The organism is Mycobacterium sp., from assembly GCF_019243155.1.
Lineage (GTDB): Bacteria > Actinomycetota > Actinomycetes > Mycobacteriales > Mycobacteriaceae > Mycobacterium.
In genome coordinates this window covers 15,263-30,902 of sequence record NZ_JAFAUS010000193.1, presented here as the reverse complement: position 1 = coordinate 30,902, position 15,640 = coordinate 15,263, and the positions used below count along the sequence as shown (strand labels likewise).

Sequence of the window (15,640 nt, the reverse complement as noted above, 5' to 3'; positions counted from 1 at the left end):
AGCGGTGCAACTCACATGACGAGCGGGTGCCGGCTCGGCACCGAATCCCATCGCAGGGCACGGGAAGTGAAGTACCAACCGCCGCGCTCGTAGGTCAGCGTGTCGTGAAACACCCCGGTGGCCCGCAAGTTGGTGTCACCGTACATGGCGGCGAAAAGCACTGCGACGCAACGCTGGCTCGCGTTGACTCCGTCGACGTGAATCTCGTGGTCGACCGTGATCAAGCGCTGCCCGTCGCCACCGTCGAACGCCATGCGCAGATCGTCGAACCGCTCGCCGTCACGCGAGTAGCTGGCGCCGGCGTGGCGGAAGGTCGCGATCCAACGGTCGCGATCGCCGTCTGAATACGCCCGGTTGTGTCGCGCGCTCAAATCCAGGATGGCAGCGCGCCCCGTGGCGGCCTGGAGCATCTGCTGTTCCTGATAGGTCATGGTCATCTCTGCACTCCAGCCTCTCGGACATGACAGCCAATATGGAACTGCCGTAACGATAACGTAACTTTCCGACGATTACGTAACATTGGCGTAACTTAGCGGCTAACGGTATAACCTCGACTTTCGCGATCCCATGCGTCCGAACTCAATCCTCGATTGCGCAACAAGTCTTTGCGCACCCGGCCAATGACATTCTTCGGAAGTTCATCGACTCTCTCGACGAATCGCGGCACGCAAAAGTACGGCATCCGGGCGGCGCAGAAATCGAGCAACCCCGCGCAATCCAACGTGGCACCGGGCCGCAGCGTCACCACCACCAGGATGTCGTCCTCGCCCAAGTCGCTGGGCACGCCGACCGCGGCCGCTTCGGCCACGGCGGGATAGGCCATCACCACAGCTTCCACTTCGACCGAAGAGACGTTTTCACCGCGCCTGCGCAGCGAATCCTTTATCCGGTCCAGATAAGTCAGGTTGTGGTTGGCGTCGAGGCGGCCCAGATCGCCCGTGCGGAACCATTCTTGGTGCGCCTGAACCTGCCCGCCCTGGCTCACATAGCCTTCGCTCATCACGTGCGGGTGTCTGGGTCGGCACGCGACTTCCCCGACGGTACCGTTGGGCACTTGCTGGCCGTCATCGTCGAGGATGCGCACGTCGAAATTGGGATTCGGCCGTCCCGACGTTCCGGGAACGCCGTCCTCGGACAGGGGCTTGACGGCGATCGGAAACGCCTCGGTCATTCCGTACATCGTGACAATGCGGCAGCCGTAACGCTTTTCGATCTCGGGGTACGACTTGGCGTCGATGGGCGCGGCGGAGATGAACCGCAGCGGCAACTGCGCGTCGCGTGGATCCGGCGGCAGATTCGCCAGCATCGAAACCATTGCGCCGGCACCGGCGAATCCGACGGCGCCGCAGGCACGGATGTCGTCCCAAACCTGGCCCGGGTGAAATGCACCCGCCAGCACCGTCGTCGCACCGATCAGCATCGGCGCCAGCACGCTGGGCGCCGCGCTCAGGTGAAACAGCGGCATCGCCGTCCAAAGCGCCTCCCCCGCACCGAATTCCCACGCCGATGTGACGGTCGCGGCAACCGAGAACAGGTAGTGCCATGTCGTGGCGACCGCCTTCGACGGTCCGGTCGTCCCCGAGGTGTAGAACAGACAGCCAACCTCGGTCGCCTCGGCGGGGCTGTCGACGAAGGGAGCGTCGGTCGCTCTGTCCAAGACGGCGGCCAACGAATCATCCTGCATCACAATGTCAGTCACGGTGTCCAACGCCTCGGCGATCTCGTCGACGCGCGGGCGGCGCTCGGTGTCGGTCAGGATCACCTTCGCCTGCGACAACCGCAGCGTGTGCGTGAGGAAGTCGCCCTTGTTGGCGGCGTTGACCGCCGCGCTCACCGCACCGATGCGCGCCGCACCCAACCAGAAGTAGACCCACTCGGGGCAGGTGCCGGTGAACAGCGCCACACAATCGCCGCGTCCGACGCCCAAGTCGGACAACATCTTTGCCGCGGCACAGGAACGCAGCCGCATCTGCTCGAAGGTGATGTCGACTCCGGCGATCGCCATCATCACGCGATCCGGGTACTGCTCTGCCCGCCGATCCAGCACGGCCGGCACCGTGAAACTGTCGACTCCGAAATCGGAGGGCCCCAAGGGTGCGCTCCGCTCGGGCTGCATCAGATTTCCCGTCAGGCCGGGGCGGCCGCCGGGTCGGGCTCGCCGTCGGCGGTGTACCCGAAGTCGGTGGTAGACGGTTGCTCTCCGGGATAGAAGCGGTGCGCCCACCGGCGTAGCGCCGCGTAGTCGCGCGCTTCCTCGGGAGCCAGATTCGGCTTCTCCAAATACTTCATGTTCTCCCACGTGAAGAAGTCCTGCTTGATGACCTCTTGCTGCAGCGCAAGGAACTTGGCCGCGCGGCCGGTGGGCGCGTCCCCGCTGTCGCCGGGCTCGCGGATGGACGCCTGCGTGTAGAAGTAGTCGGTGTAGTCCTCGTCGACCGGCGTCTGACCGGTCACCTCGATGGTGGCCACCAGCTCGCTGGGGAAGCGGACGATGCCCAGGCCCAGCGAGTAGTTGTCGTAGATGATCTTCGCGTCGACCGGACCGTTCGGGGTCAGCCACGTCGACCCGCGGCCGCCGCCGAAGTGGGCGCTGACGGTGGCGTGCAGGTGATAGCCCGAGACCTCGAACGAGGTGGTGTTCGCCGGGTTCGCCGCCTTGTGCACGTATTGCACGTGGTACGGGTCGGCGGCGTTCTCGATGATCATCTGCGCGTGCACCTTCACCCTGTTGAGCATGCGGCTGTGCGGGTGCAGCGGGTAGTACTCGTCGGTTTCCAGCTCGGGCAGCACGGGCGGCTGCCAGTACGGCGCCCGGCCGTGGCGTTCGTGCCAGACCAAGATGAAGCCGTACCACTCGGTGCTGTGGTAGGTCCGGACACGGACATTGTTTTTGCAGCCGATCTTGCTGTACGGGATCAGCGCGTTGGACCCGTCGCCGCGCCACTGCCAGCCATGCCAGGGGCAGACGATGTTCTCGCCCTCCACGGTGCCGCCGACGCCCATGTTGGCGCCCAGGTGCTGGCAGTACGCGTCCATCACGTGGACCTCGCCGGACTCGGTCCGGAAGATCACCATCTCCTCGCCGAAGTAGTGCGCCCGCTTGACCTGACCGGGCTCCAATTCCGATGCGAAGGCGACGATGAACCAGCCCGTCGGGAACCGATAGGTCGACAGCGCGATGCCGGTCTGCCCGAACTCACGTTCCGAGGGATCTTCGGCCGAATGAGAGGCCGAGTCCGAAATTGTATGCGTCACTAGTACTCCGTATCCCGCCTGGACCAAGGTGAGCCGGGACGCCCGTTTTCTCACCGCGGTTTGGACGACCGAGGTCGACGACTAAGCCTATTTTTACTATTTTAAGGATAGAACGTCAACGCGACGTCCCGCCGTCGCGATGCGGTGGTGTTCGTAGAGCGAGGTTGCTATGCCGGCTGCGACGGTCGATCTCTCCGACTTGTCGTTGTGGCGCAACGGCTTTCCCGACGACTTGTTCGCCGAATTGCGGCGCACCGCACCGCTTTTCCAGCACGATCAGACGCCCGGGGTCGCCCAATTGTTTTCCGGCGGCATCCAGCGTGAGTTCTGGGTGGCCACCAAGCACCGGCACGCGGTCCGGCTGCATCGTGACGCCGAGTCGTTCACCGCCGTCGACGGGCCGCTCATCCAACCGGTGGGCATGTTCTCGTCGTATCCGACGATAATCAACATGGATCCACCGGCGCTCAACAAGCGGCGCAAACTCATCTCGAATGCGTTCAATCCCCGCGCGATCGCCAAGCTCGAGGAAGGGATCCGGGCTCGCGCCGCGCGAATGATCGACGGCCTGCTCTTTGCGGGCGGCGGCGACTGGATCGAGGACGTCGCCGACACCCTGCCGATGACGGTCATCGGCGACATCATCGGCATACCGGAAGAGGATCGCCCCAGGATCTTCGAGAGTTTCGACCGCATCCTGCAAGCGCACTCGCCGGATTCGCAGCGGAGCTGGCAAGAAGAAGTAGACCTGTACGCCACGATCTTCGGCTACGCGATGGAACTGACGGCGCAAAAGCGGCGCGACCCCACCGACGACATCTGGAGCACGCTGGCGACCGCCGTGATCACCGGAGACGACGGCGAGGAGTTCAGTCTGCCCGCCAACGAACTCGAGTTCTTTTTCTTCGTGCTGGGGTTCGCCGGCAGCGACACCACCAAGAACGCACTCGCGGCCGGACTGCAGGCGTTCGTCGCGAATCCCGAGCAGATCGAACGGTATCGCGACGAGGAAGCGGTACGAGCAGGCGCGGTCGAGGAGGTGCTGCGCTGGGCGTCACCGGTGGCGTACTGGACGCGTACCGCGAAGATCGACGTCGAGATGGACGGCCACCATATCCCGGCGGGCCAGCGGGTGGTGTCGATGCTGCGCTCGGCCAACCGCGACGAGGAGGTGTTCTCGTCGCCGTTCACCTTCGATATCGGCCGTCAGCCCAACCCGCAGGTGGCCTTCGGCGGGGGCGGTCCGCATCACTGCCTGGGCGCCATGCTCGCGCGCGCCGAGCTTCGTGCGGTCTTCGACGAGTTGCTGTTGCGCTGCAACGACATCACGCTCGGTCCGGCCAAGGCGGCCTACCCGAACCTGCTCACCAACATGTCCATCTATGACGAGATGGCGATTTCGCTGACCGAGCGCCGGTAAATCAATCCTGCAGCCGCAGCGCCGCTTTCGGGCACTGGTCCACCGCGGCGCGCACATCGATCTCCAGCCGCGGCGGCACCGGGCCGTCCGCTATCTGCACCACGTCTTCGTCGCCCAACTCGAACACGTCGGGTGCGAGCGATTCGCAGAAGCCGTTGGCCTCGCACAAGTTTTCGTCAACTGTCACACGCATTCGCTGCCCTCCACTTCTCTCATAGTCCCTTGGGTCGGGTTCCGATCACCCCGCTGGTCGCGAGGCGCGTCAGTTCTTCGTCGCTGAGCCCGCACCGATCCCGCAGGATCTCTTCATTGTGCTCGCCCAACCTCGGCGGTGGCCGCAGCAGCCAGCCTTTCTGTCCGGTGAGCAGCGCGAACGGCGGGCACGGGTAAAGCCCGTCCCCCGTGCTCGCATGGTGCAGCGCTTCGAAAAAGCCACGGGCGCGCAATTGCGGATTTTCGGTCACCAGCGACGGGGACAGCACGGGCGCGGCAGGAATGCCCGCGTCCGCCAGCCGCTCCACCGTCGCGTCCCGCGGCTGCCCGCCGAACCAGTCCTGCAGCCGCCCGTCGACGTCGTCGGCTCGCTCCCGCCGTCCCGCAATTGTGGACAGGCCCTCGTCGCACCACGCCGGCCGGCCCATCAGGTCGACCAGCGCCTCCCATTGCTGGTCGTCCCGGACGGTGACCGCGATCCAGTTGTCTTGCTGCTCACCGGCATCCGCACACCGGTAGATGTTCTGGATCGAATCGCAGTGACCGCGGTTGCCCCGGCGGTCCAACGTGATCCCGAAGACCTCGGATTCGATCGCCTGGACAGCGGTCGCGTTGAGCACCGTTTCCAGCATCGGCAGTTCGACCAGTTGACCCGATCCGGTGTGCTCGGCGAAAATCAGCGCGGCCAGGACGGCGAACGCCGCGTGCACGCCGGCCAGCGGGTCGCAGGCTCCACGTGGCGTCACCGGCGGGGCCTCGGGCAGCCCGGTCACCCAGGCCAGACCCGCGATCTGCTCCATGGTCGGGGCGAACCCGACCCGGTCGCGCCAGGGACCGTCCAGACCGAATGCGGGCATCCGGGCGAAAACCAGTTTCGGGTTGACCTTCAACAGCACATCGGCGGTGAGCCCGAACTGCTCCATCACCCGCGGAGAGAAATTCTCGATTACGACGTCGGCGCCCGCGACCAACTCGGTGCAGAGGCGGCGACCGTCCTCGGAACCCAAATCCAGTGTGACCGAACGCTTGTTGGTGTTCATGGCCTGGAACACCCAGCCGTACTCCCACCAGTCGTCCACGTCGGTGCGCATTCCGCCCGAGTATCGGATCCCGTCGGGTCGCTGAATGGACTCGACCTTCACGACGTCGGCACCGAAGGCGGCCAACAGGTGGGTGGCGGCCGGACCGGCCCAGAAAGCGGTCAGGTCGACGATGCGGACACCCGCCAGCGGCAACTCATGCGACGCGGGTGAACCCGCGAATTCATCTTTACGCCAGGGTGATTCGGCGTCGGCCTCACCGACCGCGGCGGTATCCGACACCGGCGCGGGCGCGCACGCCGACATCAGCCACGGCGGGCGGGGCTGGTGAAAACCGGCGGGGTTATGGGCGAACGCGTCACGCTGCCGCACGTACTCCATGTCCCGGATCGTGGAGCCATTGCCCAGCGCAGCGATCGGCAGCCGGAACAACTGGCCGAGCTCGACGACCTCTCCGACCGTCCGTTCGGCCAGCCAGGGGTGTATCTGTTCGCGGATTAGGTCGCGATAAGCCCAGCGGCCGATCTGGAACCGCAGCTGTTCGATTTCCTCCAGCTGCGGGCACTCGACCATTGCGACGAAGTCGAGCCACTGCTGCCCGGTGACCATCGTGATCCCGACGTAGCCGTCCTTGGCGGGTTCGATCGACGGCACCTCGGTGGTGCGGCTGATCGGCGGGACCCGCAGCAGTTGCGAGTGCAGCCATTCGCTGCTCTGCATCGCGGTCATCGCTTCCAGCATGGACAGATCGAGGTGCTCACCGGAGCCGCGGCGCTCGACGCGGCGGCGCACGGCCAGTGCACCGAACGCGGCGTACACCCCGCCCATGTACTCCCCCAGGTCGCCACCGATCGCGATCGGGGGCCCGGCCGGATCGCCGCGAAAGCCCGGGGAACCCGCCCAGGCCTGCAAGGTGAATTCGCTGGCGGCGCGGTCCGCGTACGGCCCGTCCCAGCCGAAGTCGGAGATCGAGACGATGACCGCGCACGGGGAGACTGTCAGCAGGCCCTGCGGATCGATGCCCAGGGCCGCGGCCCGCGACCTCCCCGCCGTGACGATCACCACGTCGGCGGCGGCGAGTTCGGCCTCATAGCGATCCGAACCCGGGGGGCACGTCAGGCTGCGCTTGCCGGCATTGAGGAAGCTGAAGAACGGTGCATCGGCCCCGTCGGCGATCGGCGAACCGGTGGCGGAGTATCGGCGCAGCCAATCACCTTGCGGTGGTTCGATTTTGTGCACCTGCGCCCCAGCATCGACCAACAGCTTCCCGCAGTAGCTGCCGGCTATCCGGTCACTGATCTCGACGACACGCAAGTCATGCAGCGGCGTCGGCCGACTTTCGGACCGCTCGCTCAATTGCACCCGCCCTCCCGATCGACACGCGATCAGAGAAGCTATTTATATCATTACTGCTAAAATAGCTAAGCCAGTCAGTTGCCGTTGCTTCGAGGATCGGATGACCGCCTTGGGAATTGGCCCCGACGCCCGTCGCCGATTGTCGGCGCCGCGGATCGCCGAGATCGTAGCCGACGAGTTGCGCCGTCAGATCATCGACGGCGAGCTCGCCGACGGCGATCTGCTACCGCGCCAAGAGGTGCTCGTCGAGCAGTTCAACGTCAGCCTGGTCTCCCTGCGGGAAGCGCTGCGGATTCTGGAAACCGAAGGGCTGGTTTCGGTGCGGCGCGGCAACCGGGGTGGCGCCGTCGTGCACGCTCCGGCGAAGACCAGCGCCGCCTACATGCTGGGCCTGTTACTGCAGAGCGAATCCGTTGAAGTCGCCGACCTCGGCATGGCGTTGCAGGAACTCGAGCCGGCCTGTGCGGCGCTGGCCGCGCGGCGACCGGATCGGGCGGACACGTTGGTTCCCGAACTCAAGCAGATCAACGATTCCATGGCCGAGAACCTCGAAGACGGTCGGCTGTTCACCGAAATCGGCCGCCAATTCCACGATCTCATCGTCCACGGCTGCGGCAACCACACCATCATCGCGGTCGTCGGCAGCCTCGAGACGCTGTGGACCAGCCATGAACGACAGTGGGCCGACGAGAGCGCGGCGCGCGGCACCTATCCCTCGTTGACGCAGCGGCGTGCGGTGCTCAGCACACACATGAAGCTGACCGAGACCATCGCCGAGGGGGACGTCGACCGTGCTCGGCGCATCGCCGGACGCCATCTGGCGGACACGCAAACCTACGTGCTCTCTGGTCAGCATGACCAACGGATTTATGCGCTGTCGCCGCAGGCGTTGTCGCGTTCGCGCGACATCCGGCGCTCCTGACGGGCGGTCTGCAACGGTCATGCGAACCGCATTGGTCACGGGCGGCAGTGGCGGTATCGGAAAGGGCTGCGGCCGCAAGCTGGCCGAGCTGGGTTACGACGTGGTGCTGTCGGCTCGCCGCGAAGGCCAGCTGCGGGCGGCTGCGCAAGAGATCGGGGCGCGCTACATCGTGGCCGATGCGTCGGATCCCGACGGATTCTCAGCTGCGATAAGCACATTGGAGACGGTCGACCTCGTCGTGCACGCCGCCGGCACGCTGGGCGGAACGTACGCGCGCAAGCAGACCTTCGAGCAGTGGCAAGCCATCATGTCGGCCAACCTGGATTCGTGCTTCGTGGTGACCGCGGCCGTGCTGCCGCGGATGCGGCCGGGCTCACGGCTGATCTTCATCTCGTCGTCGGCGGCGCACGAGCCGATGCCGGCCAGAACCGCCTACTCCGCATCGAAGGCCGGCATGAACGCGTTCGCGCGTGCCCTGGCGCTCGAGGTCGACCGCGACGGCATCAACGTGCACATCGTCACGCCGGGCCCGGTGGAAACCGAGATGCTGCAAGACGTTCCCTTCGAGATGTACGCGATACAGGTGTCCGATGTCGCGGAGGCGGTGGCCTGGCTGGACACCGTGCAGCCGTCCGTCGACCTGCCGGAGATCCGGCTGTCCGCGGTGCAACGGGGTCCTTACGCCCGGCCTCCGATCGTCCCCACGGAAGCCCGGCGGCGCGCGGCTACGACGCGGGGAACGCCTTGATCACCGTTTCACCGAATTCGTGCAGTGAATCCGGCACGGCGAAATCGGCGAACCACACGTAGAACCGCTCGACCCGTTGCTCGGCCAAACCTTTGAAGTGGCTGACCAGTTCGCCGGCGTCGCCGCAGACCAGGCCCGATCCCAGATTGCCGAATCGCCGCGTGCTCACCTCGCGCACCGCGGCGGGATCGCTGCCCGAGCGGACGAAGCCGATCATCTGTTGAACCGATAGCCGGGCCGACCCCGCCGCCGGGCCGAGCTTCGGCAATTTGTCGAGGTGGTTCGCCGGCAGATTCCACCAATCCGCGTATCTGCGAACGAGTTCCATCATCCGGCGGCCGGTGCCACCCAGAACCAGCGGTATCGGATAAGACCGTCGCGGGGCTTGCGCGGCCGACTCGGCCTGCGCATCGTCGCCCCAGTACTGCCTCATCAGCGCCAGGTGCCGGTCGAGCTGTTCCACCCTGGCCACCGGATCTTGCTGGCCGACATCGAATCTGGTGAACTCCGCGGGCCACGATCCTGCGCCGACGCCCAGGTCGAATCGGCCGCCCGACGCGTCGGACAGGGTGACGGCTTGCTTGGCGAGCACTGCGGGATGCCGGAACGCGTCGCACAGGACGAGGTGCCCGATCCGTAACCGCTCGGTCTTGGCCGCCACCCAGGTGGCGATGCCCATTGCCTCCCAAATACTTTGGTCGGGAAGCCCGGGCGCCTCGAGGTGATCGATGAACGCCATTCCGTCGAAACCACTGGCCTCGGCGTGCGATGCGCGCTCCGCGATGTCGGCCGCCGACAACCGCACCTGCGGCAGGAACAGATACCACTCGACCATGCGCCCACCTATGCGTCAGCTCTCCTGCAATTGCACGAGGTGCCCTAGTTTACTATCTTTATTATGTTAGGGGTCTTATGGATGTCGGACTGAACTCTGAGCAGCTGTCGCTGCGCGCCACCGTGCGCGACATCTTACGCACCGAGTGCCCGCCCGATGTTGCGCGGCAGGCCCTCGACGAAGCGGGCGCCGACCCCGACCGCTGGCGCACGCTGTGGAAGACCGTCGTCGATCTCGGCTGGACGGAGCTTGCCGCCCCTTCAGAGGAAGGGGCCGATGAGTACGGGCCGGTCGAGCTGGCTTTGGTCCTCGAGGAATGCGGTGCCGCCATCGCGCCAATTCCGTTGCTGAGCAGCGTCGGTTTGGCCGCCGGAGCGTTGCGCGGCACCGGGCTTGACGCGGTTCTCACCGACATCGCGAGCGGCGTCGTCGCCACCCTGGCCGTCCACGGTGCGGGGTCGCGACTGCCCGGGGCACCGATGGCGCTGAGTTCGGGCCGCTTGCGCGGCCGGGCGGTCGCGGTGCCCAATCTGTCGCGCGCGGAGCTGATCGTCACGCTGGCACGTTCCGACGACGGCGACACCGTGGCCGCGGTCGCAAGCTGTGGCAGTGGAGTGACCGTGCTGCCCGTGGCCGAGTCCATCGATCCCGCCCAACCGGTGTCGGACGTCGAGGTCGACGTCGAGCCGCTGGCGACCGCGAAAGTGGAACTTGAATCGGCGTTGACCGCGCCGCTGCTGGCGGCGGCGGCCGACCTGGTCGGCGTGGCGGGTGCCGCGCTGAATCGCTCGGTCGAGCACGCGAAGGCGCGACACCAATTCGGCAAGCCGATCGGCGCGTTCCAGGGCATCAAGCATGCGCTGGCCGACAACTACGTGAGCCTGGAACGCGCCCGCAGCCTCACCTACGCTGCGGCCGCACGGCTGGCCGATCCGGCCACGCCACCCGCCGATCTGTGGACGGCCGCCGCGCTGGCCAAGGCCGCGGCCGGCGACGCGGCAACGAACTGCGCGCGCACCGCGGTCCAGGTGCACGGCGCCCTGGGGCAGACGTGGGAGCACGACGCCCACCTCTTTGTGCGGCGCGCCTGGCAGGGCACCGCGATGCTCGGGGACAGCCGCGCCCTCTATCACGAGGTGGGCCGCCGATCGTGTCAGCGGTGCCCATGAGCGCCATCGTCGAGGAATTCGGCTCGTGGTTGGTCGAATTCCTGCCCGATGATTACTACGAGAAGTATCGCGAGTACCGCTGGGATATTCCGTTGCGGCGCGACTACCAACGCGCTGCCTTCGAGGCCGGCTGGTTACAGCCGACCTGGCCGCGCGAGCACGGCGGCCGCTCGCTTGGCTTGCGCGACGCGATGGAAGTCCGGATCGAGGCGGCGACGCGGTCCGCGCCCAAGCTGCCCAACATCGCGGGCCCGGGTGTCGCGGCCCCCGGCATCCGCCAGTTCGGCACGCCCGAACAGATCGAGCGTCTGCTCGTCCCGCTTCTTCGCGGCGACGAGTGGTGGGCGCTGGGCATGTCCGAGCCGGAGGCCGGATCGGACTTCGCCGGTCTGCGCACGAGGGCCGAACTCGACGGGGACGCATTCCGGGTCAACGGCCACAAGATCTGGACCACCCAGGCCCACGAATCGCGTTGGTGCACACTCTATGTCCGCACCGATCCGGAGGCACGCAAACACCGCGGCATCTCCTGCCTCATCCTGGACCTGCAATCGCCCGGGGTCAGGATCGAACCCATCCGGATGTCCTCGATCTCCGACGAAACCTTCTGCGAGGTCTTCCTCGACGACGTCGAAATTCCGGCGGAGAACTTGCTGGGGCCGCTCAACGCCGGGTGGAACGTCGCGATGTCGTCGCTGCACCACGAACGCCAGATGATCTGGATTATGAACTGGGTCGAGATCAAGCGCGGGCTGGACTCGGTACAGGGCAATCAAGATTCGGACCTCTACACGGAATACGGCTCGCTGCTCGCCGATGCTGAAGCGCTGCGCGCCACCGGATACCGCGCCCTGAACAACGAGCTTGCCGGTCGCCCCAGCCCGGAGGCCGACATCATGAAGCTGCTCGGATCGGTTACCTTGCAACGGGTTTGGGAGCTGAGCGCCGCCGCCGCGGGCCCACATTCGGCCGGCGACCCGGATCTGCTGTTCGAACGTCAGGACGCGTTGGCCGCGACCATCTACGGCGGTACGTCAGAGGTGCAGCGCAATATCATCGCCGAGCGGCTGCTCGGGTTGCCGAAGGGATGACGAATATGGACTACGACCTCGGCGACGACGCCGGACAACTGCGAAACCACTTGCGCGAGCTGGTTGCCAACCATATCCCCGCCGACTTCCTCGGTGCCTGTACCGAGAACCCGCAGGACCTGGCCACCACCGAGACGTTCTGCAAACTGCTCGCCACCGAGGGCCTGCTGGCGCTGGCGTGGCCGAAAGAGCATGGCGGCGGCGGTGGTTCGGTCTGGCAGCAGACGGTGCTGCGCGAGGAGATGTGGGCACAGCACGAGCCCCGCGGGCCGCAGTACATGGGGATCAACTGGGTCGGTCCGGCGCTCATGCGCTACGGGACGGACGAGCAGAAGTCCAAGCACCTGGCCGCGATCGCGGCCGGGGATGTGATCTGGTGCCAGGGATTCTCCGAGCCGGAGGCCGGGACGGATCTCGTGTCGTTACGCACCCGCGCGGTGCCCGACAGCGACGGTTGGCGGATCAACGGCCAGAAGGTGTGGACGTCGTACGCGCTGATGGCATCGTGGTGCGTGCTGGCCGCGTGCACCGAGCCCGAGGCCCCAAAGAACAAGCGGCTCACGCTGTTTCTGATTCCGATGGACCGGGCCGGCTTCACCGTCCGGCCGATCCCGTCGATGCTGGGACCGCATCATCTCAACGAGATGTTCTTAGATGATGTGCAGGCGTTCCCCGGCGACGTCCTCGGCGAGGTCGGCGACGGGTGGCGGGTGATGCGCGAGGCGCTGGCTTTCGAACGGGTGGGCATCGCGCGGTACGCCCGGTGCGAGTCGCTGCTGGAACGGATGCGCACCCAACTCGGGGACGAGTGGGACGAGTTGCCCGAAACGATTCGCACCCGTTGGGTACGGGCGCTGGTCGACCTGCGGGTGGCGCGACTGCTGGCCTACCGGGCCGTGTCCCTGCAGGACGCCGCGGCAGCGGGCGCGGCCGCCAGTGCGGCGCGCATCATCACCACGACGTGCGATCAGCTCGTCGCCGAGCTGCTGTTCGACGTGCTGGGCCCGACCGCACTGGACAGCGGCACGTCCGCGGCGCTGCACGGCGCGATCGAAGACCATTGGCGTTACGCACAGGCAGCCACCGTGGCATCGGGCACCATCGAGGTGCAGCGCATGCTGGTGGCCAGAGACGTATTGGGAGAGCACCGGTGAAAACCGATCTACCACAAGACATCAGCGACTTCGCAGCCGTCGCCACCAAGCGGCTCACCCGGCTGGGCGGCCCGCCTGCCGCACTGCGCGCCGAGGCCGACGACACGATCCGGCAGTCCGCCCGGGCGGCCCTGAACGATGTGGGTGCGTTCGAACTCGACGTCCGGGCCGGGGGCGACGACGTGTTGGCCGCCGCGGTGCTCTGTCAGGCCGCCGGCGCGACGGCGCTGCCCTACCCCCTCGTCGAAGAGCTGCTGGCGATCGACGGCGCGCGACTGGCCCTGGTCAATCCCGAGGGGCCACGCATCGACCACGGCGACCTGCCCGGCGACTGGATCGCGGCGGACCTGGACGGCAACCGCTACCGCGCGGAGCTCGCGTCCCGGACGAACGCGAAGCTGGGGCCGTTTCTGGTCCCCGCCACCCTGAGCGCACCCGATGGAACCGTGCCTGCCGCGGACGTTAACCTTCATCTCGTGCTGGGATCATGGCGGATTCTGGGGGCGATGCAGCAATCGCTGCAGATCGTCAGCGACCATGTGCGCGCCCGCATTCAATTCGGCAAGCCACTGGCCGACTTCCAGGCCGTCAGGTTCGCCATCGCGGACGCCGCCGTAGCGGTGCGCGGGCTGCACGAACTCGCCAAATTCACCATCTCGCGTCCCGAATCGGTGCCCTGGCAAGTGCGTTCGTCCGACGCACTCGTGCTTCGGCTCAAGGCGGCCGACACCGCGCGGCAGGTGCTGCGCAGCTCGCACCAACTTCTCGGCGCCCTCGGTTTCTGCGACGAGTCCGATGTCAGCGTGCTCGACCGGCACACCCAACCGCTGATCCGGTTGCCGCTCGGCGCCGAGGAGCTTGCGCTGCGCCTCGTACCCGCCGTCCCCGACGGCTCCCTCGAAACGTTGTTCAGCAGGCCGGTATCGGCGTGAGCACCCAACCCGTCACGGAGGGGGCGTCCCCCAACCCCTTCGCGGACGGAATTCCTTTCTGCACCAAGCTTCGAGAGCTCGCTGAAGAGCGCCGCGACGACGCGGGTGTCACGGTGGTCGCACTGGACGGCTCCGCAACCTCGCTGACCTTCGGTGAACTCGATGCCCGCGCCAACCAGTGGGGGCGTGCCTTCACCGCCACCGGCGCTCAGACGGGTTCTCTTGTCGCACTTGCGATCCCGAACTCCGTCCACCTGGTGCTGGCCGTGCTCGGGTGCTGGAAGATCGGCGCCGTACCCATACCGATGCACTGGGACCTACCCGAATGGGAGCGGGACCGGGTTCGCGAGGTGATCAACCCTGACGTCGTCGTCGACGAAAAGAGCCGTTGGGATCTCGACGCACGCGCGGCCGGCGAGTCCGATGACGCACTGCCCGTGGCCGTTTCCCCGACGGCTAACGGCATCTGCAGCAGCGGTTCAACCGGCGTGCCCAAGGTGATCCTCAACTTGGCGCCGTCGCTGTGGATTCCGCAGCAAGGCGAACCGTTCATGTCGAACTGGACACCGGTTGCTCAGCCGCAGACCATTATGGTGCCGGCGCCGATGTATCACACCAACGGCTTCGCCACGTTCCTCATGCTGCTGGCCGGTGACCACCTGGTGATACTCGAAAAGTTCGATGCAGCACTGGTTTTGGATGTCATCGAACGCTATCGGATCACCAACTTCACGGCCACGCCCACCATGCTGGCGCGCATCGCGGCCCGCCCGGACGTCCGGCAGCGAGACTTGTCCAGCGTCGTCTTCATCCTGCAGGGGGCCGCGGTGATGCCGCCGTCGCTGCTGCACACCTGGTTCGAGTTGCTCAGTCCGGAACAGATCGTGACGGCCTACGGCATGACGGAGAACCTGGGGCTCACCGCTTTGCGCGGCGACGAGTGGCTTGCCCACCCGGGCAGCGTCGGCCGCGGATTCCGGGACACCGAGATCAGGATCCTCGACGCCGATAAGCAACCGCTGGGTCCCGGCGAGGACGGCGACGTGTACCTGCGCGCGGCGATGAGTGCGGGATACCGCTACCTGGGTGGGGCGCCGCCGCTCCCGTCGACCGACGACGGCTTCCGCTCCGCCGGCGACATCGGTCACCTGGACGAGGACGGCTACCTCTACATCGTCGACCGCCGCGTCGACATGATCGTCTCCGGTGGCGCCAATGTCTTTCCGGCGGAAGTCGAATCCGCGCTATCGGGTCATCCGGGCATCGCCGACGTCGTGGTCATCGGACTCGCCGACCAACAGTGGGGGCGCAGGGTGCACGCGGTGGTGCAGCTCGCCCATACCGATGGCGACGGCCCGCTGACCGAACAGCAGGTGATCGACTACGCCAAGAGCCGCCTGGCCCCCTATAAGGCGCCCAAGACCGTCGAGTTCGTCGACGCCATCCCCCGCACCGCGGCCACCAAGGTCAACCGGTCGGCGATGATCGCGGCCAGGGGCGGCTGA

General features: G+C 66.5%; 14 protein-coding genes. 8 read left to right on the top strand and 6 right to left on the bottom strand.

The features are described from left to right. Window positions 1-11: 11 nt before the first annotated feature. The 3 genes from JOZ00_RS09515 to JOZ00_RS09505 all read right to left on the bottom strand — a co-directional run bounded on the left by JOZ00_RS09515 (window position 12) and on the right by JOZ00_RS09505 (window position 3,255). Window positions 12-437 (bottom strand): nuclear transport factor 2 family protein, encoded by a 426-nt coding sequence (locus JOZ00_RS09515; RefSeq protein WP_293342977.1) that lies wholly within the window; start codon window positions 435-437, stop codon window positions 12-14. A 92-nt stretch (window positions 438-529) separates the two neighbouring features. Beyond that, complete coding sequence (locus tag JOZ00_RS09510; protein WP_293342974.1) at window positions 530-2,116, bottom strand: AMP-binding protein; 1,587 nt, start codon at window positions 2,114-2,116, stop codon at window positions 530-532. An 11-nt stretch (window positions 2,117-2,127) separates the two neighbouring features. Beyond that, window positions 2,128-3,255, bottom strand: a complete 1,128-nt coding sequence (locus JOZ00_RS09505; protein ID WP_293342971.1) for a Rieske 2Fe-2S domain-containing protein — start codon at window positions 3,253-3,255, stop codon at window positions 2,128-2,130. 169 nt (window positions 3,256-3,424) lie between these two features. Between JOZ00_RS09505 and JOZ00_RS09500 the strand changes: the two genes are divergently transcribed. Continuing rightward, on the top strand, window positions 3,425-4,675 hold the full coding sequence (locus JOZ00_RS09500) for a cytochrome P450 (RefSeq protein WP_293342968.1): 1,251 nt from the start codon (window positions 3,425-3,427) through the stop codon (window positions 4,673-4,675). Between the two features lies 1 nt (window position 4,676). On the opposite strand, the gene JOZ00_RS09495 is transcribed toward JOZ00_RS09500, so the two are convergent. Next, window positions 4,677-4,868 carry a ferredoxin gene (locus JOZ00_RS09495; RefSeq protein WP_293342965.1) on the bottom strand — a complete coding sequence of 64 codons (192 nt, stop codon included), beginning with the start codon at window positions 4,866-4,868 and terminating at the stop codon, window positions 4,677-4,679. A 19-nt stretch (window positions 4,869-4,887) separates the two neighbouring features. Further along, the gene (locus tag JOZ00_RS09490; RefSeq protein ID WP_293342962.1) at window positions 4,888-7,290 is read right to left on the bottom strand and encodes a CoA transferase; all 2,403 of its coding nucleotides are present in this window, start codon (window positions 7,288-7,290) and stop codon (window positions 4,888-4,890) included. 94 nt (window positions 7,291-7,384) lie between these two features. On the opposite strand from JOZ00_RS09490, the gene JOZ00_RS09485 reads away from it, so the two are divergent. After that, window positions 7,385-8,206, top strand: a complete 822-nt coding sequence (locus JOZ00_RS09485) for an FCD domain-containing protein (RefSeq protein WP_293342959.1) — start codon at window positions 7,385-7,387, stop codon at window positions 8,204-8,206. A gap of 19 nt (window positions 8,207-8,225) precedes the next feature. Further along, window positions 8,226-8,954 (top strand): SDR family oxidoreductase, encoded by a 729-nt coding sequence (locus tag JOZ00_RS09480; protein ID WP_293342956.1) that lies wholly within the window; start codon window positions 8,226-8,228, stop codon window positions 8,952-8,954. On the opposite strand, the gene JOZ00_RS09475 is transcribed toward JOZ00_RS09480, so the two are convergent. Continuing rightward, complete coding sequence (locus JOZ00_RS09475) at window positions 8,932-9,789, bottom strand: LLM class flavin-dependent oxidoreductase (RefSeq protein ID WP_293342953.1); 858 nt, start codon at window positions 9,787-9,789, stop codon at window positions 8,932-8,934. The genes JOZ00_RS09480 and JOZ00_RS09475 overlap by 23 nt on opposite strands. 77 nt (window positions 9,790-9,866) lie before the next feature. Between JOZ00_RS09475 and JOZ00_RS09470 the strand changes: the two genes are divergently transcribed. The 5 genes from JOZ00_RS09470 to JOZ00_RS09450 are packed head-to-tail and all read left to right on the top strand — an operon-like array spanning window position 9,867 to window position 15,640. Further along, window positions 9,867-10,958 carry an acyl-CoA dehydrogenase family protein gene (locus JOZ00_RS09470; RefSeq protein ID WP_293342950.1) on the top strand — a complete coding sequence of 364 codons (1,092 nt, stop codon included), beginning with the start codon at window positions 9,867-9,869 and terminating at the stop codon, window positions 10,956-10,958. Then, complete coding sequence (locus JOZ00_RS09465) at window positions 10,955-12,049, top strand: acyl-CoA dehydrogenase family protein (RefSeq protein WP_293343010.1); 1,095 nt, start codon at window positions 10,955-10,957, stop codon at window positions 12,047-12,049. The genes JOZ00_RS09470 and JOZ00_RS09465 overlap by 4 nt, the downstream gene beginning before the upstream one ends. Continuing rightward, on the top strand, window positions 12,046-13,203 hold the full coding sequence (locus tag JOZ00_RS09460; RefSeq protein ID WP_293342947.1) for an acyl-CoA dehydrogenase family protein: 1,158 nt from the start codon (window positions 12,046-12,048) through the stop codon (window positions 13,201-13,203). Before JOZ00_RS09465 ends, JOZ00_RS09460 begins: the two co-directional genes overlap by 4 nt. Continuing rightward, a complete protein-coding gene (locus JOZ00_RS09455) occupies window positions 13,200-14,135 on the top strand; it encodes an acyl-CoA dehydrogenase family protein (protein ID WP_293342944.1) in 936 nt (311 codons plus the stop codon). Before JOZ00_RS09460 ends, JOZ00_RS09455 begins: the two co-directional genes overlap by 4 nt. Further along, window positions 14,132-15,640, top strand: coding sequence for an AMP-binding protein (locus tag JOZ00_RS09450; RefSeq protein ID WP_293342941.1), 1,509 nt, complete (start codon window positions 14,132-14,134; stop codon window positions 15,638-15,640). The genes JOZ00_RS09455 and JOZ00_RS09450 overlap by 4 nt, the downstream gene beginning before the upstream one ends.